Consider the following 21,735-nt stretch of genomic DNA (forward strand, 5'->3'; position numbering starts at 1 on the left):
TGTCCTGATCTGTATCAACCATCCACTGCTTGAATCCCGCAGAATCCACCCCATCTATAGGGGTATCTGGCAGGTTTCTTCATTCAGGATGTGTTTGTTCATAGCTCCGGCCTGCTCAAAAGGAAGGTGACTAATGCGTATTGATCGTTTAACCAGCAAATTGCAGTTGGCCTTATCGGACTCCCAGTCCCTGGCCGTCGGTCTCGACCACCCGGCGATTGAACCGGCGCACTTGATGCAGGCGCTCCTCGAGCAGCAAGGTGGTTCTATCAAACCCTTGTTGATGCAGGTGGGCTTTGACGTCAACAGCCTGCGCAAGGAGTTGAGCAAAGAGCTCGACCAACTGCCGAAAATCCAGAATCCCACCGGCGACGTGAATATGTCGCAGGACCTGGCGCGGCTGCTGAACCAGGCCGACCGCCTGGCCCAGCAAAAAGGTGATCAGTTCATCTCCAGCGAACTGGTGCTGCTCGCCGCCATGGACGACAACAGCAAGCTTGGCAAGTTGTTGCTGGGCCAGGGCGTAAGCAAGAAAGCCCTGGAAAACGCCATCAACAACCTGCGTGGCGGCGAGGCGGTGAACGACCCCAATCATGAGGAGTCGCGCCAGGCCCTGGATAAATACACTGTTGACCTGACCAAGCGCGCCGAAGAGGGCAAGCTTGACCCGGTCATCGGCCGTGACGATGAAATCCGTCGCACTATCCAGGTGCTGCAGCGCCGCACCAAGAACAACCCGGTGCTGATCGGTGAGCCTGGCGTGGGTAAAACCGCCATCGCCGAGGGGCTGGCCCAGCGCATCATCAATGGTGAAGTGCCGGACGGGCTCAAGGGCAAGCGCCTGCTGTCCCTGGACATGGGCTCGTTGATCGCCGGCGCCAAGTTCCGTGGCGAGTTCGAAGAGCGCCTGAAATCCCTGCTTAATGAATTGTCCAAGCAGGAAGGGCAGATCATTCTGTTTATCGACGAACTGCACACCATGGTCGGCGCGGGCAAGGGCGAGGGGTCCATGGATGCCGGCAACATGCTCAAGCCCGCCCTGGCGCGAGGCGAGTTGCATTGCGTCGGTGCGACCACGCTTAACGAGTACCGCCAGTACATAGAAAAGGATGCGGCGCTTGAGCGACGTTTCCAGAAGGTCCTGGTGGAAGAGCCCAGCGAAGAAGACACCATCGCCATCCTGCGTGGCCTGAAAGAGCGCTATGAGGTTCACCATAAAGTTGCCATCACCGACGGCGCGATCATTGCGGCGGCCAAGCTGAGCCATCGCTATATCACTGATCGCCAGTTGCCCGACAAGGCCATCGACCTGATCGACGAAGCGGCCAGCCGCATCCGTATGGAGATCGATTCCAAGCCGGAAGTGCTCGACCGCCTGGACCGTCGCCTGATTCAACTGAAGGTCGAATCCCAGGCGTTGAAAAAAGAAGAGGATGACGCGGCGAAGAAACGCCTGGAGAAACTCCAGGAAGAAATCGTGCGCCTGGAACGCGAGTATTCGGACCTCGAGGAAATCTGGACCTCGGAAAAAGCCGAGGTGCAGGGCTCTGCGCAGATCCAGCAGAAAATCGAGCAATCGCGCCAGGAGCTGGAAGCCGCGCGCCGTAAAGGCGACCTGAACCGCATGGCCGAGTTGCAGTATGGGGTGATCCCGGACCTGGAGCGCAGCCTGCAGATGGTTGACCAGCATGGCCACAGCGAGAACCAGTTGCTGCGCAGCAAGGTGACCGAGGAAGAAATCGCCGAGGTGGTCTCCAAGTGGACCGGTATTCCTGTGTCGAAGATGCTTGAAGGCGAGCGCGACAAGCTGCTGAAGATGGAAAGCCTGTTGCACCAGCGCGTAATCGGTCAGGAAGAGGCTGTGGTGGCGGTGTCCAACGCCGTGCGGCGCTCCCGCGCCGGGTTGTCCGACCCGAATCGCCCGAGTGGTTCGTTCATGTTCCTTGGGCCTACCGGCGTGGGTAAGACCGAGCTGTGCAAAGCCCTGGCTGAATTCCTGTTCGATACCGAAGAGGCCATGGTGCGCATCGATATGTCCGAGTTCATGGAGAAACACTCGGTGGCTCGCCTGATCGGCGCACCACCGGGCTACGTGGGCTATGAAGAGGGCGGTTACCTGACCGAAGCCGTGCGGCGCAAGCCCTACTCGGTGATCCTGCTGGATGAGGTCGAGAAGGCGCACCCGGATGTGTTCAACATCCTGCTGCAAGTGCTGGAGGATGGTCGCCTGACCGACAGCCACGGACGCACGGTGGACTTTCGCAACACGGTGATCGTGATGACCTCCAACCTGGGCTCGTCGCAGATTCAGGAGCTGGTGGGCGATCGCGAGGCACAGCGGGCCGCTGTCATGGACGCGCTGACCACCCACTTCCGGCCGGAATTTATCAACCGGGTGGACGAAGTGGTGATCTTCGAGCCGTTGGCGCGGGATCAGATAGCCGGCATTACCGAGATCCAGCTGGGACGCCTGCGTGCACGTCTGGCCGAGCGCGAGCTGGCCCTGGAGCTGAGCAGCGAGGCGTTGGACAAGCTGATTGCGGTGGGTTACGACCCGGTATACGGCGCGCGGCCGTTGAAGCGTGCGATCCAGCGGTGGATCGAGAACCCGCTGGCACAGTTGATCCTGTCGGGCAGCTTTATGCCGGGCACCAGCGTCGCGGCGACGGTGGAGAACGACGAAATCGTCTTCCACTAAGCCCAGTGGCCAGTGCCATAAGAGGAGGCCCCGCATTGCGGGGCCTTTTTTTTCGATAGGGCGTTGAACTGTAAGGCAAAGGCTTGTAAAGTGCGCCCCGCAGCAACGTCAGCCCACGGGTTTCTTCTCCCCAAGAAGAAATCAGAAAGAAGCGCAAATCATTGTCTTAAAAGCAATTTAAAGGGTTGACAGGGGTTTTTAAGATTGTAGAATAGCGCGCCTCAGAGACGCTAACGTAGCGATACGGACAGGGTCGAAGAGAAGCTACACAGCGGTAAATGTTGTAGTTTGAAATATGTTGTACTTTGAAATATATAGTTCCGTGATAGCTCAGTCGGTAGAGCAAATGACTGTTAATCATTGGGTCCCAGGTTCGAGTCCTGGTCACGGAGCCAATTTCAAACCGGGGTATAGCGCAGTCCGGTAGCGCGCCTGCTTTGGGAGCAGGATGTCGGGAGTTCGAATCCCCCTACCCCGACCATATTTGGGTCGTTAGCTCAGTTGGTAGAGCAGTTGGCTTTTAACCAATTGGTCGTAGGTTCGAATCCCACACGACCCACCATTTTTGAGACCAGTTAGCGCTGGAATCAGATCTTAAGATCAGAGGCCAAAAGCACTGATCGAAGAAGGCGACTGAAAGGTCGCCTTTTTATTACCGGGGTATAGCGCAGTCCGGTAGCGCGCCTGCTTTGGGAGCAGGATGTCGGGAGTTCGAATCCCCCTACCCCGACCATATTAAAAATCCTCGTATCGAAAGATACGGGGATTTTTTTTGCCTGCGCGAAACTCAGGACCGATTGAAACAGTGTGGGAGGGGCGGTGCGATAATTCGACTCGCCCCCGATTACACCAGAAGAACTACCTGTGATGCTTGCCCGCCAAACACTATCGCAGCAGCCCCGATAGCAAAATACGAAAGCTGGCGATTGCCTGTGTCGATGCCTTGTGTGGGTCAGCCGCGCCAGCGATCCACAGAGAAGCATTCAACGCTGCACCATTGACCAGATAGGCGGTCGCCTGTGCATCTACCGGTTTGACCACGTTCTGGTCGATCAACGCTTGAATGCTACGCATAGTGCTGGCCAGGCAGGCGCTCTGGCTGGCCGTCCGCGCCGGATCGCCAAGAACCGCGGGGCCATCCAACAGCACAATTCGTTGAATTTCCGGGTTAAGTGCCAGCTTGATCCATTCGACACTTTCCTCGACGAACCCCTCCCAAGGCGTACTGGCCTGTTCTACAACTGCACGCAGGTGCGCAGAAGATTCTTCGTCTATCTGGGCAATAACGGCTTCCAGCAGGCCTTTCTTGCCGCCGAAGTGGTGGTAGAGCGCACCGCGTGTCAGTTCGGCATCCGCTGTCAGATCCTCCATGGCGGTCTCGGCGTAGCCCTTTTCGGCAAAGGCTTTGCGGGCTGCAGCGATCAACTTGCTGCGTGTTGACGCAATCATATCCGCACGTTTTTGTCGCGCCATCAGGCTCTCCTTATCAATCATGGGTGCATTGACATGCAGTACGTATGTTAATACATTAATCACATACACTTTGTATGTAAGTGCGGCGAAAGCTGCCTACCGGATCATTTGATCAACCTGAGCGGGAGAAATGTAATGACAACGCTATCGAATCAGCAGGTCGTACTGGCGGCGCGCCCGGATGGGGACCTGAAGCCATCCGACCTTCGTCTTGAAGATGTCGCAGTACCCATACCGGGCGAGCGCGAAGTTCTGCTGGAGACCATTTACCTCTCCATTGACCCCTATATGCGCTGGTGGATGAGGGCGGAAAAATCCTATAACGATCCTATCGAGATCGACCAGGTCATCGTCGGCGCCACGGTGTCGCGGGTGAGGGAGTCCCGTCATCCCGATTGGCCAGTCGGTTTGTGGGTATTGGCTTTTTCCGGGTGGAAACGCTTTGCCATTTCAGATGGCAGCGACCTGCGTCAACTTGATCCAGACCTGGCACCGCCTTCCACCGCATTGGGCGTACTGGGAATGACAGGTTTCACGGCCTATGCGGGTTTGCGCAACATTGGCAAGCCCAATCCAGGTGAAACCGTAGTGGTTGCTGCTGCGAGCGGCGCGGTCGGCTCTATGGTCGGACAAATCGCCCGCCTGCGTGGCGCTCGAGCGGTAGGCATCACTACCGGTGCGAAAAAGCTCGCCTACTTGAAGGACGAGCTGCATTTCGATGCAGTCGCCGATTACAACGCGCCGGATTTTGCAGAACAACTGGCCAACGCCTGCCCGAACGGCATTGATGTCTACTTTGAAAGCGTCGGTGGAAAAGTCTGGGATGCTGTTCTGCCGCTCTTGAATACTTACGCTCGCGTTCCTGTCTGCGGGATTATTTCTCAATACGAGAAACCGTCCGGTGCTCAGGAAAGCAATGATCGTCTATCCAATACGATGGCGCAGATAATGAGCAAGAGCCTTACCCTGCGCGGTTTCATCCAGACGGAATACGCTGAAGAGCAAATGGCAGATTTTCTTGAGGAAGCGGTCCAGTGGATCGCCGACGGCAAGTTGAGTTATCGCGAGCAGATTACCCATGGGTTGCATACAGCACCGCAAGCCTTGATTGACCAACTCAAGGGACGTAATTTTGGTAAAACGATTGTTCAGTTAGGCGAGCCATGACTTGCCCGCCAACGGAATGATGGGCTGCGTAATTCTTTTTCAAAACGTCCAGTGTTTTGAAGGCAAGCATCCAGGGTGGGAAGTTGCAGATAACAGCTTGGCGGTATAGAGCGCCTTAAGGACAGCGATATGATCCGGTTAGCCGAAGCAAGTGATGAGTTCGAGATCAGACATTGCGCTGAACAAGCCTACGCGCGTTATGTGCCATTGATCGGTCGCAAGCCAGCCCCGATGATCGCCGATTTCATCACGCAGATAGCGGCCGGAGTGGTCTATGTTGCGCTTGACGATCAAGCCAGGTTTCAGGGCTTTATTGTGTTCTATGTCAAGGACGGGTATTGCCTATTGGAAAACGTGGCAGTCCTCCCGAGCGCAGCCGGGCGGGGGGTTGGAAGGGCGCTGATCAGCTTTTGTGAAAAAGCCGCCAGCGCGCGCGGTGTGAACGCCGTTCATCTCTATACCAATGCGAAGATGGCAGACAACCTCTCGATATATCCCAAGCTTGGGTATGTGAAAGTAGCTGAGCGCAGGGAGTATGGTTTCGATCGCGTTTACTTCGAAAAAAGCCTTACATAACCAGGCGCGTCTTGCCAGAGGCTGGTTCAGATGGCGATTCTGCAAGGTAGGTGGGGCTTCACCACCGTCTGTAGGCGCGAGCTTGCTCGCGAAAAACTCACAGGCACCGCGTTCATTCAGGAAACACGCGTTATCGTTGACGTTTTTCGCGAGCAAGCTCGCTCCTACCCCATTGTTTTATCTTGTCAGTGCAGTTTCAGGCGCGGCTCAGTCCCGCGTCCGATCTTGCTGCCGAGCATCAGCATCGCCGTGCGGAAAAAGCCATACAGCGCCATCTGGTGCATGCGGTACAGCGACACGTAGAACATCCGCGCCAACCAGCCCTCGAGCATCACACTGCCGGTCAGGTTACCCATCAAGTTACCCACTGCGGAAAAGCGCGACAGCGAGATCAGCGAGCCGTAGTCGGTGTATGTGTAGGTTGGCAGTTCCTTGCCTTCAATCCGCAGCTTCAGCGACTTGGCGAGCAATGAAGCCTGTTGGTGAGCGGCTTGCGCGCGGGGCGGCACATTGCGGTCGGTGCCTGGTTGCGGGCAGGCGGCGCAATCGCCAAAGGCAAAGATGTTTTCGTCGCGGGTGGTCTGCAGCGTCGGCAGCACCTGCAACTGGTTGATGCGGTTGGTCTCCAAACCATCGATGTCCTTGAGAAAACCCGGTGCGCGGATCCCGGCAGCCCAGACTTTGAGACTGGCCGGGATCACCTGGCCGCTGCTGGTGATCAGCGCGTCGGCGGTCACTTCGCTGACGGCGGAGTTGGTCAGCACGGTCACCCCGAGTTTCTCCAGGGTTTTATGCACCGGCCCGCCGATCCGCTCCGGCAGCGCGGGCAATACCCGTGGGCCGGCTTCGATCAGGGTGATGTGCATGTTTTCCGGCTTGATGCGATCCAGGCCGTACGCCGCCAGCTCATGGGCGGCGTTATGCAGTTCCGCCGCCAGCTCAACGCCGGTGGCGCCGGCGCCGACGATGGCGACGCTGATTTGTTCGACCGTGTCGGTCTGCCCGGCGTGGGCGCGCAGGTAATGGTTGAGCAACTGCTGATGAAAGCGCTCGGCCTGTTTACGGGTGTCGAGGAACAGGCAATGTTGCGCGGCGCCCTCGGTGCCGAAATCGTTCGTGGTGCTGCCCACTGCAATGACCAGGCTGTCGTAGCCCAGGACGCGTGCAGGCACCAGTTCCCGGCCTTCTTCATCGAGGGTGGCGGCCAGTTGGATTTTCTTCTGTTCGCGGTCAAGCCCGCTCATACGTCCCAACTGGAACTCGAAGTGGTTCCATTTCGCCTGGGCGACGTAATTGAGTTCGTCTTCCGAAGAGTTCAGCGAGCCGGCCGCTACTTCGTGCAGCAGCGGTTTCCAGATATGCGTCAGGTTGGCGTCCACCAGCGTGATGCTGGCTTTGCCGCGTTTGCCCAGGGTCTTACCCAGGCGGGTCGCCAGCTCCAGGCCGCCGGCACCGCCGCCGACGACAATAATACGATGGGTCATGGGGATATCTCGCAAGGCTAAAAGAAATCGGAGCAGTTACCCCCGCGAGCGCCAGGCAGCTCATAGCGTCAGGTAACTCAAAAGGCGGCTCAGCAGACCGAGCCCGATCACCACCACCAGCACCACACAGAGGAGCAGCCATGGCCTGAAAGGCTTGCGCTCGACTCTGTGCTGGGAGAGTTGCAGGTACTCTTCGACATGCTGTTGGTCATCGGGTTTCAGGCGGCTGCTCATAAAGGCCTCGTCAGGTAGACGTTGCAAAAGGGCGTCACGTTACAGCCTGTGGATCAAAGGCTGATGCCCACATCGAACACTATGCTGCGGCCCAGGTTGTTGCGCAAGAAATCCGGCGCGTCCGGATGGGCGAACAGCACGCGCGCAAAGGTTGGCCCCACCAGCGACAGGGAGCGCCAGCCCTGGCGCAGATATTCGGTTGGCGGCGGAAAGTGGCTGTTGAGGTCCAGCACTTCGCGCTTGAGGCTGGCGAAGGCGATGAGGTCCAGCTCCCCCAGGTCCATGCCGCGTTCCTTGTAGTTATGCGCTTTCTTGCGCAGTGTCGGTGCCAGGCGCAACAGGAACTCATGGGCGGGAATGCGCTTTGGCTTGGCTTCGCGCCGCACCAGTTGGCTCAAGGAGAAAGCGCTGCGTCTGCGCAGCAATTCGTCGCGCCATTCGTCGTTCAGGCGGCGGCCTTCGTCCAATACAAAGAACACTTCAAAACTGGCGTCGCGAAACAGCACGTCCGGCGGCTCGGTGCCTGCGGCGTGGAACTCTTCGGCGCGATAGGGCACGTTCAAGCCTTGCAACAGGCGCTGGCAGACCCAACGCTCACGCTCCCATTTGCGGGCATTGGACAGAAATGCGTTGGCTTGTTCGGCTGCTACGGTGAGCAAGCGCAAATAATCTGAGTCATCCATCTGCGTAGCTTAGCGTTCAAATGATGACCGCAGGAAGACTCGCTGCGACACTGGCGCTGCCTGGTAGGCGATGCATTGGGTGCCCAGTGATGGTGCGGCGCATTGGCGCCAGTATTCGGGGCCTTGCATCATGCACTTAAACAGTGCGCAAAGTTGCATGATAAAGATAAGAAGACTGCCAGGCCGCCGGTTATATCGCATCACGGCGCCGAAGTGTTTCGCGGTGCAGTGAGTTTGGGCAAGTCTAGGCAACACAGGTGGCTTGAGTTAGAGTCGAGACAGTGAATTTTCTATGGATAGATAAGAAGCGACCCATGAAGACCCCGCCACTTAATGCGGTAAAAGCGTTTGAAGCAGTCTCTCGGCATTTGAGTGTAACTAAGGCTGCAGTGGAGCTATGCGTCACTCAAGGGGCGGCCAGCCAGCAGATCAAAAATCTTGAAAACTACGTAAACTGCCCACTGTTCATCAGGGATGCCAAGGGCCTGACGCTGACTGACGCCGGACAGCGGCTCGCTGGCGTAGCGCAGAAAGCATTGGGCGAACTGGCCGCAGTCGCTGAAGAAATTATCGGTACTCAAAGAACCACACTTTCTATCTCCGCCCCGCCTTCTTTTGCCGTTAAGTGGCTCATTCCAAATTTAAACAAGTTTTACGAACAACATGTGGATCTCAATGTTGTGATTGATGCGTCTTGCGAGGTGAGGAGTTTTCGCAGCGATGGTATCGATGCGTCAATCAGGTTCGGCAAGGGTGAGAATCCTCCACCCAACAGCACGGTGCTCGGCCGTTCGGATATTATTATTGTTGGAAGCCCTGCCTATATAAATAAATCACCAGCGATCAATCATTATGCCGATCTGTATGATCATAAGTTAATCAGTTACGAATCAAAAACTGAAGACCACAGGAAGCTGCATAAAAGCTGGAGGGGCGTCTTCAGTGAGCTGGGTTTATCCCTGGACCTCAGTAAGACTGCATTGATCTTTACTGAGGGGCATATGGCGTTAACGGCGGCCATTCATGGACAGGGATTGGCGTTGATAGAATCCATCCTGGTCGAACATGAATTGCGCAGCGGTCAGTTGGAAAAAGTCCTGGGGACTCGCTTTCCCGGCGATAATTGCTATACCTTCCTGAAACCTGAGTACTCTCAGAAAATGCAGGCGCTGGACAAGTTTGAGGCTTGGTTGACTCGTTCACTCGCCGGATCGCTAAGAAGCTTATAAAGCCTGGCCTGTAGCGCTGGGTATTGGCCGCCCGGGTCGCTGCTGTTTGCCGTTTAGTAAATCTAATGCCCCCTGAAGAAATACTCCATCGACTCTGTTTCACGAGTCTCGTATTTTTGAAACAGGCGTAGGCTTGATTAAATAGCCTTTGACTTACCTCCGTGATCGCCTGAATCAAGTTGCGGCAGCAGTGTGCGGGTGTTCATGCCTTATACGCACATTCCTCTATTTAAAAATAACGTGCGGCGGTTCCGTCGAATCAATAAATAAACAGCATTTGGCGCCCGCCTAGTTCTGAATCAACTCTCCAAACCCATAGGAGCGACACCGTGGCACAACGAGCAACCATTATCCTCTCGGAGGAAAATATCGGTGAAATCGCCGCCGCAGTCGGCCTCGACACTTTAATGGACGAAACGATTGCCAGGTTACGTCAGGCACTGACGCTTTTTGGTAATGGTGAAGTGGAGATCCAACCGCGTACCGGGTTTGTCTATGAAACGCCGGAAATGGGCCTGATTGAATTCATGCCCGCTTACCGACGCGATAAGAACGTTGCGCTCAAGGTGGTTGGCTACCATCCGGGGAATCCCTTCAATCGCGGCATGCCAACAGTCATGGCGACCAACTCCTTATACGACGTCACGGACGGCCACCTTATCGCTGTGGTTGACGGCGTATTCGCGACAGCGGTGCGGACGGGGGCCTCATCGGCCGTTGCGTCAAAACTGCTGGCTCATCCTGAAAGTAAAACGCTGGGGCTGATCGGCGCCGGTGCCATGGCCGTGACCCAGGCCCATGCGCTCAGCCGAATCTATAACTTCGATGCGGTGCTGGTACACGATATCGATCCGGCCGTTGAAGCTACATTCGCCAAGCGGGTCGCGGCCTTGGGAATTACGCCAACCATTGTTTCCAAGGAAACAGTACTGGCGCAGTCCGACATTATTTGCGTGGCGACCTCCATCGGGCTTGATGCTGGCCCGGTTCTTCACGCAGGTGGGATGAAACCGCATGTGCATATCAATGCGGTGGGTGCCGACACGCCAAGAAAGTATGAGTTATCAACGCAATTGCTGAAGAGCTCGTTTCTGGTTCCTGATTATCTGGAACAGGCGTTGAATGAGGGTGAGTGCCAGCAATTGAGCGAAGAAGAATACGGTTGTATCGGTCCTGAGTTACACAAGATCGTCAAGGCGCCCCAGGACTATGTGCAGTATCAGATGAAGCCGACCATTTTCGACAGCACCGGCGTTTCATTGGCCGATCAGATCATGACTGAAGTCTTGATTGACCAGGCGCAGGCGCTCGGGCTGGGCCAGCATATTCTGATTGAAGCAGGTTGTGATGATCCTATGAACCCTTACCGCTTTTCGAATTTCACCCACGGACTGCACGTGGTTGAAAGCGCAGCATCCGATCGTTCCATAAAGTCAGCGTGAGTGAAAAAGGACAGGCCATGAGCAGCGTGCATGCAGTTGATCGAAAAACGCTTTACGTCGCCGTCTGCTTTGGGCTTCTGTCAGCGTTCATCTGGGGCGCCTGGCCTGTCCTTTCCCGTTTTGGTGTGCAAAAAACGCTGTCGGCTTATGACATAGCCGCCCTGCGTTTCATGGTGGCCGGGTTGATTCTGTTGCCTTTTGTCCTGAAGAGAGGAACCGGAACCCTTGGTTTGCCGAAGACGTTGGTTCTTACGGTGGGCCAGGGTATTCCCCACGTACTGCTTGGCATCATCGGACTGGCTTATGCGCCAGCCGGGCATGCCGGTGTGCTTATTCCCAGTGCGATGATTGCGGTTTCCACCCTGGGAGGCTGGTTCATACTGCGCGACCGACCAGAGAAAGCCGTACTGATCGGAATTCTGGTTGTCATGGGCGGGGCTGCTCTCTCGGGCTGGCGCAGTATGACCGACAGTGGAGGGCAGGTCTGGCTGGGGGATCTGTTGTTCATCGCGGCCGGCGCGTTATGGGGGATCTATACCATTGCCTCACGCGCATGGGAGGTAGATGCCTTCCAGGCCACGGCGCTGGTGTCCGTCGTCTCCATGCTGCTGTATCTACCCCTGTACTTCCTGTGGGGAACGCCGGGCATCCTGGCTGCCCCGCTGTCCGAAATCGTTTTCCAGGGGCTGTTTCAAGGCGTGTTTGCGGCAATTGTCGCGCTGCTGTTCTATACCAAGGCCGTGACCGTGTTGGGCGCCACACGCGGCTCTATTTTCGGTGGGCTGGTGCCGTGCATCGCCAGTGTGCTGGGAATCTTCGTCCTTTGCGAAGTGCCCAGCTCACTTGAAGTCGCCGGCGTAATCCTGGCCAGCGCAGGGATGATCTACGTCTTCGGGTATCGGAAATAACCGGTGTTTCAAGCGACGCCGTCAGCCAGAACGAGCTGTCATTGACTGGCGCGGTTGAATGGCTTGAGCTCGCCGGACATGACTTTGCGATAGAACGTCCAGTAATCCGGCTCGATAACTTCCATGCTTGACCGAGTGCAGTCATGTAGGGTCTGGCAACGGCCCATGGGCACGCTCGCCAGGCTATGGTGTGCGGTGTGCAGGTTGTTTGCGTTTGTATACCAACGGGCCAGCCAGGATGCCTCGATGCTTCGGGTATTCCTGTTGAAGTTCGGTTCGGTGTAGGCATCGAGGCCGAAATGTTCCGGCAGCTCTATCAGGTAATGGGCGGGTTCCGCGATCAATACCATCGGGATGAGCCAGGCCAGTACAAAAAACCATGAACCGGACCATAACGAGAATGCGACAGCCGCAGCGACAATAAAAAAATACGCGCAATATTCCTGCCTCGTATGCTTTTGCGCTTTGCTGTCTTCCATATCCTGCAGTTTGGCTCCAGTGAGGCTTTTAAACATGAGCGCGCCCACGCGAATGAACCTGCCTGGATTGATGGCGGCACTTGCCAGCTTCCAGGGGCTGTCCATGCCTTTTTCCGGGTAGTTGAAAAACTCACTGTTGTGTGGCGTGCCCAGATGCCGGTGATGACGAAGATGATGGTATTTATAGTGGGAGAAAGCGTTAAGCATGAACAGACCGCAGATAAATCCCAACCCCCGATTCAACCGTTGTGATTTAAAGGCGTGTCCATGCAGCAGTTCATGTTGTAGCTCGGTAAAGTGAGCGTAAATCAATCCCAGGATGATCATGCTTAAGGTTGTGGCATACCAGGGCAGATCAATCGCGCCCAGTGCTTCGAGTAATAGTGGTGTCATGGCGACTGCAATAATCAGAGCCGCGTTGAGATAAATAAGCGAAGTGCGTACCGGTGTTCGCTTTATCAGTGTGTTTTTTAAATGCGCATCAAGTTTCGCTGCGCCGCGGTCACTCGCTGCCACGTGTTTATCGATCAAAAGCGGGTAAGTAATGCTGTCTGTCATAGATGTGCCCAGTACTCACAAGAGGCCTTGTTTTCCTGCTCCTTCGATTGGTTTAAAAGTCCTCAAGGTTTTATTTGAAGGTGACAGCGGCTGCAATGCAGTAATACTACGGCTGGTATTAGTTTCTCTATCGATCAATCGCGCAATGCGCTGCAGGTTCTTTTCGCGTGTCAGCCTTTTAACGCGTTAACCGGCAACTCGAACGTTGGCGATGTAGACTGACTACCGGCAGTGACTCTGGAAGCGAGGCGTTATGCGCAGGATCAACACAGCCCGGCCAATGACAGGTCGCAAGGCGGTGAGGCAGGTGAAGCGGTGATCGGCGCGATGGTGTTGGCGCCACAAACGCTCGGCATCGGCTGGTTGCTGTATGCCCCGTTGGTGATCTGGGCGATTTTAAGTGCGCCCTGGGTCGAACTGTTTGCCGACCGACGGCGCCAGCATTTGCTGTTCGGCACGGTGTTCGCGCTGTTCATGTTGTGGCTGGTGCGGCGGGATTTCGATACGGGGGTGTCTTACCACTTTATCGGCATGACCGCGGTGACCCTGCTGCTGGATTGGCCGCTGGCAATCGTCGGTGGGTTTGTCGCGCAGTTGGGGTTGGTATGGCTGGGGCGTCAGGACCTCGCCGCCGTCGGCATCAATGGGCTGTTGCTGATTGGCCTCCCGGTACTCATCACTGAGCTTTGCGCGCTGCTCGTGGAACGGGCGCAACCGCGAAACCCCTTTGTGTATATTTATTTTTCCGGCTTTTTCGCCGCAGCGCTCTCGGCGTTGCTTTGCCTGCTGGTCGGCCTGGGGTTGCTGTGGTTCGATGGACGATTTGCGATGCCGCAATGGCTGGAGGATTTTGTTGGCTACCTGTGGCTGATCATTTTTCCGGAAGCGTTTATCAACGGCATGATCATCAGTGCCCTGGTGGTGTTCTGCCCGGAGTGGCTGGAGACGTTCAACCGCACCCGCTACCTCTCGGTGCCCTGGAAGGACGACGATTCGCGGCGTTGATCCAGGTCAAAAGGCAGATGACCGCACAGGCCCATGCTCTGCGAAATTTCAGGAGCGCCAATCATGAGTGTGTACGAATGGGCACGGCAGGAGTTGCGTAGAAGCCAGGATGCGGCGCAGGAAATCGGCTTTGATCCGGGCTTGACCCTGCGCGCCATGCTCAGCGCAGTGGTGCAGCAAAGCAAGGGCGTGCGCAGTTTTGAAGACCTGGCCGACGAGTTGCAATACCTTGCGGAAAACCTCGACGACCAACAGGAATACGCCTTTATGCGGCCTTAGTGGCGCGGCGGCAGGTCTTCGGAAAACAACTCGTCTTCGGCGTCCGGGGCCACCGGGATCTTGTGTTCTTCAGCGGCCCAGGCACCCAGGTCGATGAGTTTGCAACGGTCCGAGCAGAACGGTCGGTTGAGGTTGGTCGCTTTCCATTCCACGGGCGCACCGCAGGTTGGGCAATCGACGGTCAAGGGCTGGCTCATGATCGGCCTCCACGCAAAGTAAGATAAAAGTGGTGCAGTCGCTCAACCTCGCCGTGCAGCCAGGCAAGGTCCTGGTCATTGACCAGTACGTCATCGGCATGGTTCAGGCGGTCTTCGCGGCTCGACTGGGCCTTGAGAATGGCCTGCACCTGTTGCTCGCTGATGCCGTCGCGCTGCAGGGTACGCTGAATCTGCAGCGTTTGCGGCACGTCGATCACCAGGATGCGCTGGGCCATGCTGTATTGGCCGGATTCGATCAGTAGCGGTGAGACCAGAATCGCGTAAGGCGACTGGGCGCGTGCCAGGTGATCGCGAATTTCGTCAGCGATCAGCGGGTGCAACAGGCCTTCGAGCCAGCGACGTTCTTCGTGTACTTCAAAAATCAATTTGCGCAACGCGGCGCGGTCCAGTTGGCCGTCTGCCTGCAGCACACCGCTGCCGAAATGCTCGGCAATGCGCGCCAGCGCCGGCCGGCCGGGCTCGACCACCCAGCGGGCGGCGTGATCGGCGTCGACCAGGTCGACACCCAGCTTTGTGAAGTGCTCGGCCGCAGCGCTTTTACCGCTGCCGATACCGCCTGTGAGGCCGAGAATCCAGGGTGTTGCAACAGGAGTGGTCATCTGAAACCGACAGACTGCAAATAGAAGTCGGTTATTTGACCACCCCAGAGCAATGCAATCCAGCCGGCAATTGCCAGGCAGGGTCCAAATGGCATCGGTGCCGACATGTGCGCCTTGCGCCAGCGCATCAGCAGCAGCCCGACAAACACCCCGAGCACTGACGCCATCAGCAGCGTTATCGGCAGTATCTGCCAGCCGCCCCAGGCACCTAGCAGCGCCAATAGCTTGAAATCGCCATGGCCCATGCCATCCTTGCCGGTGACCAGCTTGAACAGCCAGAACACGCTCCACAGGCTCATGTAGCCCAGCACCGCGCCCCATAACGCATCGGGCAATGTTACGAGCAGGCCCAGACTGTTGAGGACAAGCCCCAACCATAGCAACGGCAGCACCATGGCATCCGGCAGCAGTTGGTGATCCACATCGATCAGGCTCATGCCCAGCAACCCCCAACTCAGCAGCATCACCGCGCCGGCCTGCCAGCCAAAGCCGAAGTGCCAGGCGACGATGGCGGATATCAGCGCACAGGTCAGTTCGGTGAGGGGATAGCGTGCGCTGATGGTTGCACGGCAATGGGAGCAACGCCCCTTGAGCATCAGGTAGCTGAGCAGGGGGATATTTTCCCAGGGGCGAATCGGCTGGTCGCAGCGCGGGCAGCACGAATTCGGGCGCATCAAGTTATAAACCGGCTCCGCTGGCGCGGCGGGCAGGCCGAGGATCTCATGGGCCTGTGCGCGCCATTCCCGCTCAAGCATTTTGGGCAGGCGCCATGCCAGCACATTGAGAAAACTGCCAACAATCAGGCCCAGCACCAGCGCCATGCCGACAAACGCCCAGGGCTGCTCGCCCAGCAACGCGCTCAAAATGCCGAACCCAGTTGAAACACCGGTAGGTACATTGCAATCACCAGCGCACCGACGATGCTCCCCAGCACCACCATGATCAGCGGTTCCATCAAGCTGGTGAGGTTATCGACGAGAGTCTCTACGTCGGCCTCGTAATGATTTGCGACCTTTTCCAGCATGTGGTCCAGGGTGCCGGACTCTTCGCCGATTGCCGTCATCTGGATCGCCACGCCTGGAAACAGGCCGCTGGCGGCCATGGATTGATTCAACTGCATGCCTGTAGATACGTCGTGGCGCATATGTTCGATTGCCTGTTTGAAAGGGCCATTACCGACGGCGCCGGCCACTGAGCCCAGCGCCTGCACCAGCGGGACACCTGCCGCAAAGGTGGTTGCAAGCGTGCGGGCGTAGCGGGCGACGGCAGCTTTGTTCAATAGTTTGCCTGCCAGGGGGGCTTTCAACAAACCCGCTTCCAGTCGATAGCGAAAAACCGCAGAAACACGATAGGCGTGGCGCAGCCCGCCAATGGCTGCGCCCAGGCCCAGGGCCAGTATCCACCAGGCCTGTTGCAGAAAATCGGAGAGGGCAATGACCCCCAGGGTAAAACCGGGCAATTGGCTGTCGGCTCCGGCGAACAGGTTCTGGAACCGCGGCACCACGTGTATCAACAACACTGCGCTGACCAGGCCGGCCACCACCAGCACTGCAAGAGGATAGGTCATGGCTTTCCTGATCCTGGTCTTGAGCTGTTGGTTTTTCTCCAACTGAATGGCCACGCGCTCCAGCAGTGTTTCCAGGGCACCGGCCTGTTCACCGGCGGCAACCAGGTGACAGTAAAGGTCATCGAAGTAACGGGGGTGTTGGCGCAGCGTGCTGGCCAGGCTGTTACCGGCGGCGATGTGTTGTTTCAGACCCGTTACCAGCTTGCGCAGTGGGCGGTTTTCGACGCCTTCGCTGATGATGTCGAAGGCTTGCAGCAGCGGAATGCCCGCCTTCAACAGCGTCGCCAACTGGCGGGTGAACAGCGCGATGTCCGCCGGCAGTATCGGCGCCGCCAGGCTTGGCAGGCCTGGCGATTGCCTGCGTACACGCACGGGGCAGATCCCCTGCTCGCGTAGTCGTGCCTTGACCCGCGCAAGGTCATGCCCCGCGATTTTCCCGCATACCCTGCGGCCTTTGTGGTTGATGCCTTGCCAGGCGTAGATCGTCGAGCTGTCGTTCATGTCGCGTCCGCACATGCAGATTGAGAATTTACAGCTTAGCCAGCGGGCGGATACAGGCAGGCTGGCGTCGGGCGATAAAATGTCAAATTGTGCTTCTGGCATGCGATTGACCGCGCCGGGATGAGTACACTGGCGCGGCTGCACACTACGGGGCGCAGGACGCGCCTTGTCATGGTTCTATTCTGGAGAGTGAAAGTGATGCGTCAGAAAGGCTTTACCTTGATCGAGTTGTTGATCGTCGTGGCAATCATCGGCATTTTGGCCACGATTGGCTTGCCCATGTATACCAAGCACCAGGCCAAGGCCAAGTTCACGGCGGGGTTGGCTGAAATCAGCGCATTGAAGGCCGGCTACGAAGATGTCATCAACCAGGGCGCAGTGCCCACGGTGTCGTCGATAGGCGGCAAGAGCCCCACCGCCAATTGCAAGATCGATGTGACAGGCGATGTCGCCACGGGCAGCGGCTCCATCAGCTGTGAAATCCTCGATGCGCCTGCGCCCGTGTTGGGCAAGACCATCACCCTGACGCGCAGCGCCACCAGTGGCTGGACCTGCGCAACCACGGCCGAAGCGCAATACGTCGCCAAGGGGTGTGGCGCCAACGGCGCATGACGGTCACCGGGCGGTGAGCGAGCTGGTTGCCGCATGCCCGATGCGGTGCTAGCTTTAGCCCACCGCCCGTGTAGCTCAGCCGGTAGAGCAGCGCACTCGTAACGCGAAGGTCGCAGGTTCGATTCCTGTCTCGGGCACCAAGGCAACACTGTTTCACTTGTTTCAAAAGGCATGTTCCAAAGGCACTGTTTTCAGATGATCCCAGAATGGTTCTGAAGGCCAGACGAGCCGGCATTCGCGCCTGTTCTTTCGTATCTGCGCAACCTTGATGACCCAGATGCATCCCCATTCCTCGATCTAAGAGAACGACATGACCACAACTGAGATGACCCAGGAAGTTCGGCACCAGACAGCCCTCGACAAATACCTCGAGGCAACGCCGCAGCTCAAAGAAGAGATCAAGGACCTGAGCGCTGACGACCAGCGTGATCAGGTTCAGTGGGCATTCGAGGACGAGGCGGAAAGCCAGAACCTCCAGCCTTGGGAACTGACCCTCAAATACACCTCTATGCCGGAAGAATTCGAAGCCTCACGGCTCGCTTTGCATAAGGAGGCAGCCGAAGTGCTGGGTGTCGAATGGGAAGAGTACTGCGAGATGAACAATCTTGTAGTCTAAACGCCGCCAGTAGGAGCGAGCTTGCTCGCGAAAAACGTTAACGATAGCGCGTGACATCTGAGTGCACGCGGTGCCTTTGAGTTTTTCGCGAGCAAGCTCGCTCCTACAGCCAAGGCTCTTTAGATACTGAGCCGCATCGACAAATCCACGGCCTTCACATCCTTGGTCATCGCACCAATGGAGATGTAGTCCACACCGGTCTCGGCGATGGGCAGCAAGGTGCTTTCATTGATCCCTCCGCTGGCTTCCAGCCTGGCCTTGCCTGCGTTCAGCCGCACGGCTTCGCGCATGTCGTCCAGGCTCAGTTCATCCAACATGATGATGTCGGCGCCCGCCGCCAGCGCTTCGCGCAACTCCTCCAGGCTTTCCACTTCGACCTCCACCGGCTTGCCCGGGGCGATTTTGTGGGCCGCGCTGATAGCCTGGGCAATGCCCCCGCACGCGGCGATATGGTTTTCCTTGATCAGGAACGCGTCATACAACCCGATGCGATGATTGTGACAACCGCCGCAGGTGACCGCGTATTTCTGTGCCAGGCGCAGGCCCGGCAATGTCTTGCGGGTGTCCAGCAGCTTGACCTGGGTGCTGGCGACGAAATCCGCCAGGTACCGGGCACGAGTGGCGACACCTGACAGCATCTGCAGGAAATTCAGCGCACTGCGTTCACCGGTGAGCAACGAGCGCGCCGGGCCTTCCAGGTGAAATAGAGGTTGGTTAGGGCTGACACGTTCACCATCGGCCACCTGCCAATGCACGGCGACGCGGGGGTCCAGTTGGCGGAAGACCGTATCCACCCAGGCTGTCCCGGCAATAACGGCCGTATCGCGGGTAATGATGGTGGCCTTGGCCAGCCGTTCGGCCGGGATCAACTGTGCGGTGATATCACCGCTGCCGATGTCTTCCAGCAGTGCGCGGCGCACGTTGGCTTCGATTTCGACAGCGAGGTCGGCAATACGCAGGTTCGGCATAACAGGCTCCACAGACAAAGTGCCGCGATTATAGGGGCTGTGTGGACTGGAACCCAGACTCGCCATTCATTTACCGCGCAGGGCAGAGTTTACTGGCGCAACGCCCCTGATTTGCCGATAATCTCGCGCCTTGCAATTGGCGTCATAGCTTTGACGTCCTGATGGTGACCGGGTATTTGCAATACCCAGCGGGCCAGGCCCCGTTCTTGCCCATCTCAACACCCGCCGTTTCAGGAGGCCAGGATGCACAATGACGGGAAGGTGGTGCCTATCAAGCAGGCACAGGCCACGCCATCGCCGCTCGCACGTCTGCCGGTGGTGGTGCTGCAGGTGCGTGACAAAGCGGCGCAACAGTTGCAACAGGGGTTGCAGGAACTGTTCGATAACGCCGACGACACCCTGTTCGAAATGGCCGACAAGGCCCGCAGCACAGTCGACCAGCATATTTTCTTTGAGGCCATGCGCGACCTGCGCCTCAAGCGCAAGAACTTCGAGCGCGTGTTCATGGAACACCTGTATGCCGCCTTCGCCAGTCTGAGTCAGGCCGATAGCGGCAAGTTGCATCCGGTGCCAGTGGTGTCCTATGAGATTGCCGACACTGCCCGGGCGGATGACCGGGAAAAGGCCGTGGCACTGGCGGCAATGCTCGGTCGGGTGCAACACCGTGACGGCTTGGCGCTCGGGCAACTGAGCGCGCGTTTGAGTGAAGTGCTGGGCAGGCCCATGACCGATCATGAGAATCCTCTGGGCCCTGCACGGCTTTGCCAGTTTTTTTTGCAGGCCGGCCGCAGTCTGGGGGTGGAGATCCGGGTCAAGCTGATCATCCTCAAGCTTTTCGAGAAATACGTGCTCAGCGATGCCGACCAGCTCTATGGCGAAGCCAATCAACTGCTGGTTGCCACCGGGGTCCTGCCTGGACTCAAGAGCGTGCCGTCCCGTCGCGCGGGAGGGCGCGTTGCGCGGAAGCTTCAGCACCAGGCCCGTCCGCCGGCCGCCGAACCCCCTTGTGACGAAAGCGGCGTGCAGGCCTTTACCGCCTTGCAAGCGTTGCTGGTCGGGATGCGCGGCAGCGTAGCGCCAACCCTTGAAGCCAGTGCGCAACCGCAACCCATCGCCAGCCGAGACCTGCTGCGCCTGCTGTCGCATTTGCAGCAATACGTACCGGAGCCTGGGGCCGAAGACGATGTCGACCTGCGCAACCAGCTGGAACAGTTGCTGACTCGCGTCAGCGTCAAGAGCGGCAAGTCGCGGGTGCTGGAGGCGGCCGACGAGGACGTGATCAACCTCGTCGCGCTGCTTTTTGAGTTCATCCGCAATGACCGCAGTGTGCCCCACGCCTTCAAAGCCCTGATCGCGCGCTTGCAGATTCCGATACTGAAAGTCGCCGTGCTGGACAAGAGCCTGTTCAGTTGCCCCGGGCACCCGGCCCGACGCTTGCTCAATCAGATCGCCAGTGCCGCCATGGGTTGCAGCCCGTACACTGGCTATCAGAACGACAGCCTGTACCTGCGTATCGAACAGGTCATCCAGCGCCTATTGAATGAGTTCATCGAAGACCCGGCGATTTTTTCGCAGTTACTGGCGCAATTCAGCACATTCATCAATCAAGAGCAGCAGCGCAGTGAGTTGCTCGAGCAGCACACCCGTGACGTCGAGGAAGGGCGCCTGCGTACCGAGGTCGCTCGCCAGCGCGTGGTGCAAGCGCTGAACCGGCGGTTATCAGGCAAGGTCCTGCCGCCGTTCGTGGTGCAGTTTCTGCAACAGACCTGGAGCCAGGTGCTGTTGCTGGCCAACCTCAAGCACGGCGAACACTCGGTGCAGTGGCAAACCGGGCTGCGCACCATGGATGAATTGATCTGGAGCGTCGGCCTGCACGAAGACACCGAGGCGGGGCGGCATCTGCTGGAGCAATTGCCAGGGTTGCTCAAGTCGTTGCGCGACGGGCTGGCCGGTGCAGCGTTCGATCCCTTCAGCACCCGTGAGTTCTTTTTACGCTTGCAGAACGTACATGTTCAAACCTGTGAAGGTGAGGGCGGCAGCGGACTGATTGAAGTCCGCGAGCCCTTCGTCCTCGGCACCCGGCTGTCGGATGCCGTCGAAGACCTGCCGCATGATGACCCGGATCTGCTCAAGGTCTACCCGCTGCGGGTCGGCGGTTGGGTGGAGTTCCAGCAGGACGCAGACACGATGCTGCGGTGCAAGCTCACCGCGATCATGGCGCCGAACCATCGTTATATTTTCGTCAGCCGCACGGGGCTCAAGGTCCTGGAGAAAACTCCCGGGCAATTGGCTGCGGCTTTCAAGTGCGGCGCCCTGCGCAGCCTGGACGAGGGTTTGCTGTTCGACCGCGCCCTGGCGGCGGTGATTGGTAACCTGCGTCAACTCAATCGCGGCAAGTGATCGCAACCGCAGGGCGGAACGCGGCATACTGGTAACACT

General features: G+C 57.7%; 21 protein-coding genes and 5 tRNA genes. 16 read left to right on the forward strand and 10 right to left on the reverse strand.

Going from position 1 to position 21,735, the window contains the following annotated elements; translation table 11 throughout:
• Positions 1–133: 133 nt before the first annotated feature.
• The 5 genes from clpB (at position 134) to BOP93_RS03885 (ending at position 3,431) form a co-directional block, all read left to right on the forward strand.
• Positions 134–2,698: an ATP-dependent chaperone ClpB gene (clpB, locus tag BOP93_RS03865; protein WP_104501615.1), complete on the forward strand. Its 2,565-nt coding sequence runs from the start codon at positions 134–136 to the stop codon at positions 2,696–2,698.
• Positions 2,699–3,017: 319 nt separating this feature from the next.
• Positions 3,018–3,093 (forward strand) — tRNA-Asn (locus BOP93_RS03870).
• A 9-nt stretch (positions 3,094–3,102) separates the two neighbouring features.
• Positions 3,103–3,179: transfer RNA gene (locus BOP93_RS03875), tRNA-Pro, on the forward strand.
• A gap of 5 nt (positions 3,180–3,184) precedes the next feature.
• Positions 3,185–3,260: transfer RNA gene (locus BOP93_RS03880), tRNA-Lys, on the forward strand.
• Between the two features lie 94 nt (positions 3,261–3,354).
• Positions 3,355–3,431, forward strand: a tRNA-Pro gene (locus BOP93_RS03885).
• A gap of 152 nt (positions 3,432–3,583) precedes the next feature.
• On the opposite strand, the gene BOP93_RS03890 is transcribed toward BOP93_RS03885, so the two are convergent.
• Positions 3,584–4,171, reverse strand: coding sequence for a TetR/AcrR family transcriptional regulator (locus tag BOP93_RS03890; RefSeq protein WP_065896505.1), 588 nt, complete (start codon positions 4,169–4,171; stop codon positions 3,584–3,586).
• A gap of 135 nt (positions 4,172–4,306) precedes the next feature.
• Between BOP93_RS03890 and BOP93_RS03895 the strand changes: the two genes are divergently transcribed.
• Together BOP93_RS03895 and BOP93_RS03900 are read left to right on the forward strand one after the other, a co-directional pair.
• On the forward strand, positions 4,307–5,338 hold the full coding sequence (locus BOP93_RS03895) for an NADP-dependent oxidoreductase (protein WP_104501616.1): 1,032 nt from the start codon (positions 4,307–4,309) through the stop codon (positions 5,336–5,338).
• A gap of 129 nt (positions 5,339–5,467) precedes the next feature.
• Complete coding sequence (locus BOP93_RS03900) at positions 5,468–5,914, forward strand: GNAT family N-acetyltransferase (protein ID WP_104501617.1); 447 nt, start codon at positions 5,468–5,470, stop codon at positions 5,912–5,914.
• Between the two features lie 185 nt (positions 5,915–6,099).
• On the opposite strand, the gene BOP93_RS03905 is transcribed toward BOP93_RS03900, so the two are convergent.
• From BOP93_RS03905 to BOP93_RS03915, 3 genes are read right to left on the reverse strand one after another with little or no spacing between them, the layout of a single operon-like run.
• Complete coding sequence (locus tag BOP93_RS03905; protein WP_065891873.1) at positions 6,100–7,398, reverse strand: NAD(P)/FAD-dependent oxidoreductase; 1,299 nt, start codon at positions 7,396–7,398, stop codon at positions 6,100–6,102.
• 60 nt (positions 7,399–7,458) lie between these two features.
• Entirely contained in the window at positions 7,459–7,632 is a 174-nt protein-coding gene (locus BOP93_RS03910; RefSeq protein ID WP_104501618.1) for a DUF3094 family protein, read from the reverse strand.
• A gap of 53 nt (positions 7,633–7,685) precedes the next feature.
• A complete protein-coding gene (locus BOP93_RS03915) occupies positions 7,686–8,315 on the reverse strand; it encodes a DUF1780 domain-containing protein (protein ID WP_104501619.1) in 630 nt (209 codons plus the stop codon).
• A 314-nt stretch (positions 8,316–8,629) separates the two neighbouring features.
• Between BOP93_RS03915 and BOP93_RS03920 the strand changes: the two genes are divergently transcribed.
• The 3 genes from BOP93_RS03920 to BOP93_RS03930 all read left to right on the forward strand — a co-directional run bounded on the left by BOP93_RS03920 (position 8,630) and on the right by BOP93_RS03930 (position 11,894).
• Positions 8,630–9,544 carry a LysR substrate-binding domain-containing protein gene (locus BOP93_RS03920; RefSeq protein WP_104501620.1) on the forward strand — a complete coding sequence of 305 codons (915 nt, stop codon included), beginning with the start codon at positions 8,630–8,632 and terminating at the stop codon, positions 9,542–9,544.
• A 329-nt stretch (positions 9,545–9,873) separates the two neighbouring features.
• Positions 9,874–10,986 carry an ornithine cyclodeaminase family protein gene (locus tag BOP93_RS03925; protein WP_104501621.1) on the forward strand — a complete coding sequence of 371 codons (1,113 nt, stop codon included), beginning with the start codon at positions 9,874–9,876 and terminating at the stop codon, positions 10,984–10,986.
• A gap of 17 nt (positions 10,987–11,003) precedes the next feature.
• Positions 11,004–11,894, forward strand: coding sequence for a DMT family transporter (locus BOP93_RS03930; RefSeq protein ID WP_237140393.1), 891 nt, complete (start codon positions 11,004–11,006; stop codon positions 11,892–11,894).
• A gap of 38 nt (positions 11,895–11,932) precedes the next feature.
• Here BOP93_RS03930 and BOP93_RS03935 read toward each other — a convergent pair whose 3' ends face one another.
• Entirely contained in the window at positions 11,933–12,931 is a 999-nt protein-coding gene (locus BOP93_RS03935) for a fatty acid desaturase family protein (RefSeq protein ID WP_104501623.1), read from the reverse strand.
• Between the two features lie 315 nt (positions 12,932–13,246).
• Here BOP93_RS03935 and BOP93_RS03940 point away from each other — a divergent pair, with 315 nt between their 5' ends.
• Entirely contained in the window at positions 13,247–13,936 is a 690-nt protein-coding gene (locus BOP93_RS03940; protein WP_104505237.1) for an energy-coupling factor ABC transporter permease, read from the forward strand.
• Between the two features lie 63 nt (positions 13,937–13,999).
• Positions 14,000–14,215 carry a hypothetical protein gene (locus BOP93_RS03945; protein WP_003171680.1) on the forward strand — a complete coding sequence of 72 codons (216 nt, stop codon included), beginning with the start codon at positions 14,000–14,002 and terminating at the stop codon, positions 14,213–14,215.
• Here BOP93_RS03945 and yacG read toward each other — a convergent pair.
• Genes yacG through BOP93_RS03965 form a run of 4 tightly spaced genes read right to left on the reverse strand, consistent with a single transcriptional unit; the run spans position 14,212 to position 17,100 of the window.
• Positions 14,212–14,412: a DNA gyrase inhibitor YacG gene (yacG, locus tag BOP93_RS03950; RefSeq protein WP_003188437.1), complete on the reverse strand. Its 201-nt coding sequence runs from the start codon at positions 14,410–14,412 to the stop codon at positions 14,212–14,214. The genes BOP93_RS03945 and yacG overlap by 4 nt on opposite strands.
• Positions 14,409–15,032 (reverse strand): dephospho-CoA kinase, encoded by a 624-nt coding sequence (gene coaE / locus BOP93_RS03955; protein ID WP_104501624.1) that lies wholly within the window; start codon positions 15,030–15,032, stop codon positions 14,409–14,411. The genes yacG and coaE overlap by 4 nt, the downstream gene beginning before the upstream one ends.
• Positions 15,029–15,895, reverse strand: a complete 867-nt coding sequence (locus tag BOP93_RS03960) for a prepilin peptidase (RefSeq protein ID WP_104501625.1) — start codon at positions 15,893–15,895, stop codon at positions 15,029–15,031. Before BOP93_RS03960 ends, coaE begins: the two co-directional genes overlap by 4 nt.
• Entirely contained in the window at positions 15,892–17,100 is a 1,209-nt protein-coding gene (locus BOP93_RS03965; protein WP_104501626.1) for a type II secretion system F family protein, read from the reverse strand. The genes BOP93_RS03960 and BOP93_RS03965 overlap by 4 nt, the downstream gene beginning before the upstream one ends.
• A 198-nt stretch (positions 17,101–17,298) precedes the next feature.
• Between BOP93_RS03965 and BOP93_RS03970 the strand changes: the two genes are divergently transcribed.
• The 3 genes from BOP93_RS03970 to BOP93_RS03980 all read left to right on the forward strand — a co-directional run bounded on the left by BOP93_RS03970 (position 17,299) and on the right by BOP93_RS03980 (position 18,328).
• Entirely contained in the window at positions 17,299–17,712 is a 414-nt protein-coding gene (locus tag BOP93_RS03970) for a pilin (protein WP_104501627.1), read from the forward strand.
• Positions 17,713–17,776: 64 nt separating this feature from the next.
• Positions 17,777–17,852, forward strand: a tRNA-Thr gene (locus BOP93_RS03975).
• A gap of 170 nt (positions 17,853–18,022) precedes the next feature.
• Complete coding sequence (locus BOP93_RS03980) at positions 18,023–18,328, forward strand: DUF6388 family protein (protein ID WP_104501628.1); 306 nt, start codon at positions 18,023–18,025, stop codon at positions 18,326–18,328.
• A gap of 119 nt (positions 18,329–18,447) precedes the next feature.
• On the opposite strand, the gene nadC is transcribed toward BOP93_RS03980, so the two are convergent.
• On the reverse strand, positions 18,448–19,296 hold the full coding sequence (gene nadC / locus BOP93_RS03985) for a carboxylating nicotinate-nucleotide diphosphorylase (protein WP_104501629.1): 849 nt from the start codon (positions 19,294–19,296) through the stop codon (positions 18,448–18,450).
• A gap of 243 nt (positions 19,297–19,539) precedes the next feature.
• Between nadC and BOP93_RS03990 the strand changes: the two genes are divergently transcribed.
• Entirely contained in the window at positions 19,540–21,696 is a 2,157-nt protein-coding gene (locus tag BOP93_RS03990; RefSeq protein ID WP_104501630.1) for a DUF1631 domain-containing protein, read from the forward strand.
• Positions 21,697–21,735: the final 39 nt, after the last annotated feature.

This window comes from Pseudomonas orientalis, assembly GCF_002934065.1.
GTDB classification, from domain to species: Bacteria; Pseudomonadota; Gammaproteobacteria; order Pseudomonadales; family Pseudomonadaceae; genus Aquipseudomonas; species Aquipseudomonas orientalis_A.

Excerpts from the sequence above, each read along its gene's own strand:
- BOP93_RS03900 (WP_104501617.1), top strand. The coding sequence starts at position 5,468 with ATGATCCGGTTAGCCGAAGCAAGTGATGAGTTCGAGATCAGACATTGC.
- BOP93_RS03930 (WP_237140393.1), top strand. The coding sequence starts at position 11,004 with ATGAGCAGCGTGCATGCAGTTGATCGAAAAACGCTTTACGTCGCCGTC.
- coaE (WP_104501624.1), bottom strand. The coding sequence starts at position 15,032 with ATGACCACTCCTGTTGCAACACCCTGGATTCTCGGCCTCACAGGCGGT.
- BOP93_RS03990 (WP_104501630.1), top strand. The coding sequence starts at position 19,540 with ATGCACAATGACGGGAAGGTGGTGCCTATCAAGCAGGCACAGGCCACG.
- BOP93_RS03965 (WP_104501626.1), bottom strand. The coding sequence starts at position 17,100 with ATGAACGACAGCTCGACGATCTACGCCTGGCAAGGCATCAACCACAAA.
- BOP93_RS03945 (WP_003171680.1), top strand. The coding sequence starts at position 14,000 with ATGAGTGTGTACGAATGGGCACGGCAGGAGTTGCGTAGAAGCCAGGAT.
- BOP93_RS03980 (WP_104501628.1), top strand. The coding sequence starts at position 18,023 with ATGACCACAACTGAGATGACCCAGGAAGTTCGGCACCAGACAGCCCTC.
- BOP93_RS03890 (WP_065896505.1), bottom strand. The coding sequence starts at position 4,171 with ATGGCGCGACAAAAACGTGCGGATATGATTGCGTCAACACGCAGCAAG.
- BOP93_RS03910 (WP_104501618.1), bottom strand. The coding sequence starts at position 7,632 with ATGAGCAGCCGCCTGAAACCCGATGACCAACAGCATGTCGAAGAGTAC.
- BOP93_RS03895 (WP_104501616.1), top strand. The coding sequence starts at position 4,307 with ATGACAACGCTATCGAATCAGCAGGTCGTACTGGCGGCGCGCCCGGAT.
- BOP93_RS03935 (WP_104501623.1), bottom strand. The coding sequence starts at position 12,931 with ATGACAGACAGCATTACTTACCCGCTTTTGATCGATAAACACGTGGCA.
- BOP93_RS03905 (WP_065891873.1), bottom strand. The coding sequence starts at position 7,398 with ATGACCCATCGTATTATTGTCGTCGGCGGCGGTGCCGGCGGCCTGGAG.
- clpB (WP_104501615.1), top strand. The coding sequence starts at position 134 with ATGCGTATTGATCGTTTAACCAGCAAATTGCAGTTGGCCTTATCGGAC.
- BOP93_RS03920 (WP_104501620.1), top strand. The coding sequence starts at position 8,630 with ATGAAGACCCCGCCACTTAATGCGGTAAAAGCGTTTGAAGCAGTCTCT.
- yacG (WP_003188437.1), bottom strand. The coding sequence starts at position 14,412 with ATGAGCCAGCCCTTGACCGTCGATTGCCCAACCTGCGGTGCGCCCGTG.
- BOP93_RS03915 (WP_104501619.1), bottom strand. The coding sequence starts at position 8,315 with ATGGATGACTCAGATTATTTGCGCTTGCTCACCGTAGCAGCCGAACAA.
- nadC (WP_104501629.1), bottom strand. The coding sequence starts at position 19,296 with ATGCCGAACCTGCGTATTGCCGACCTCGCTGTCGAAATCGAAGCCAAC.
- BOP93_RS03970 (WP_104501627.1), top strand. The coding sequence starts at position 17,299 with ATGCGTCAGAAAGGCTTTACCTTGATCGAGTTGTTGATCGTCGTGGCA.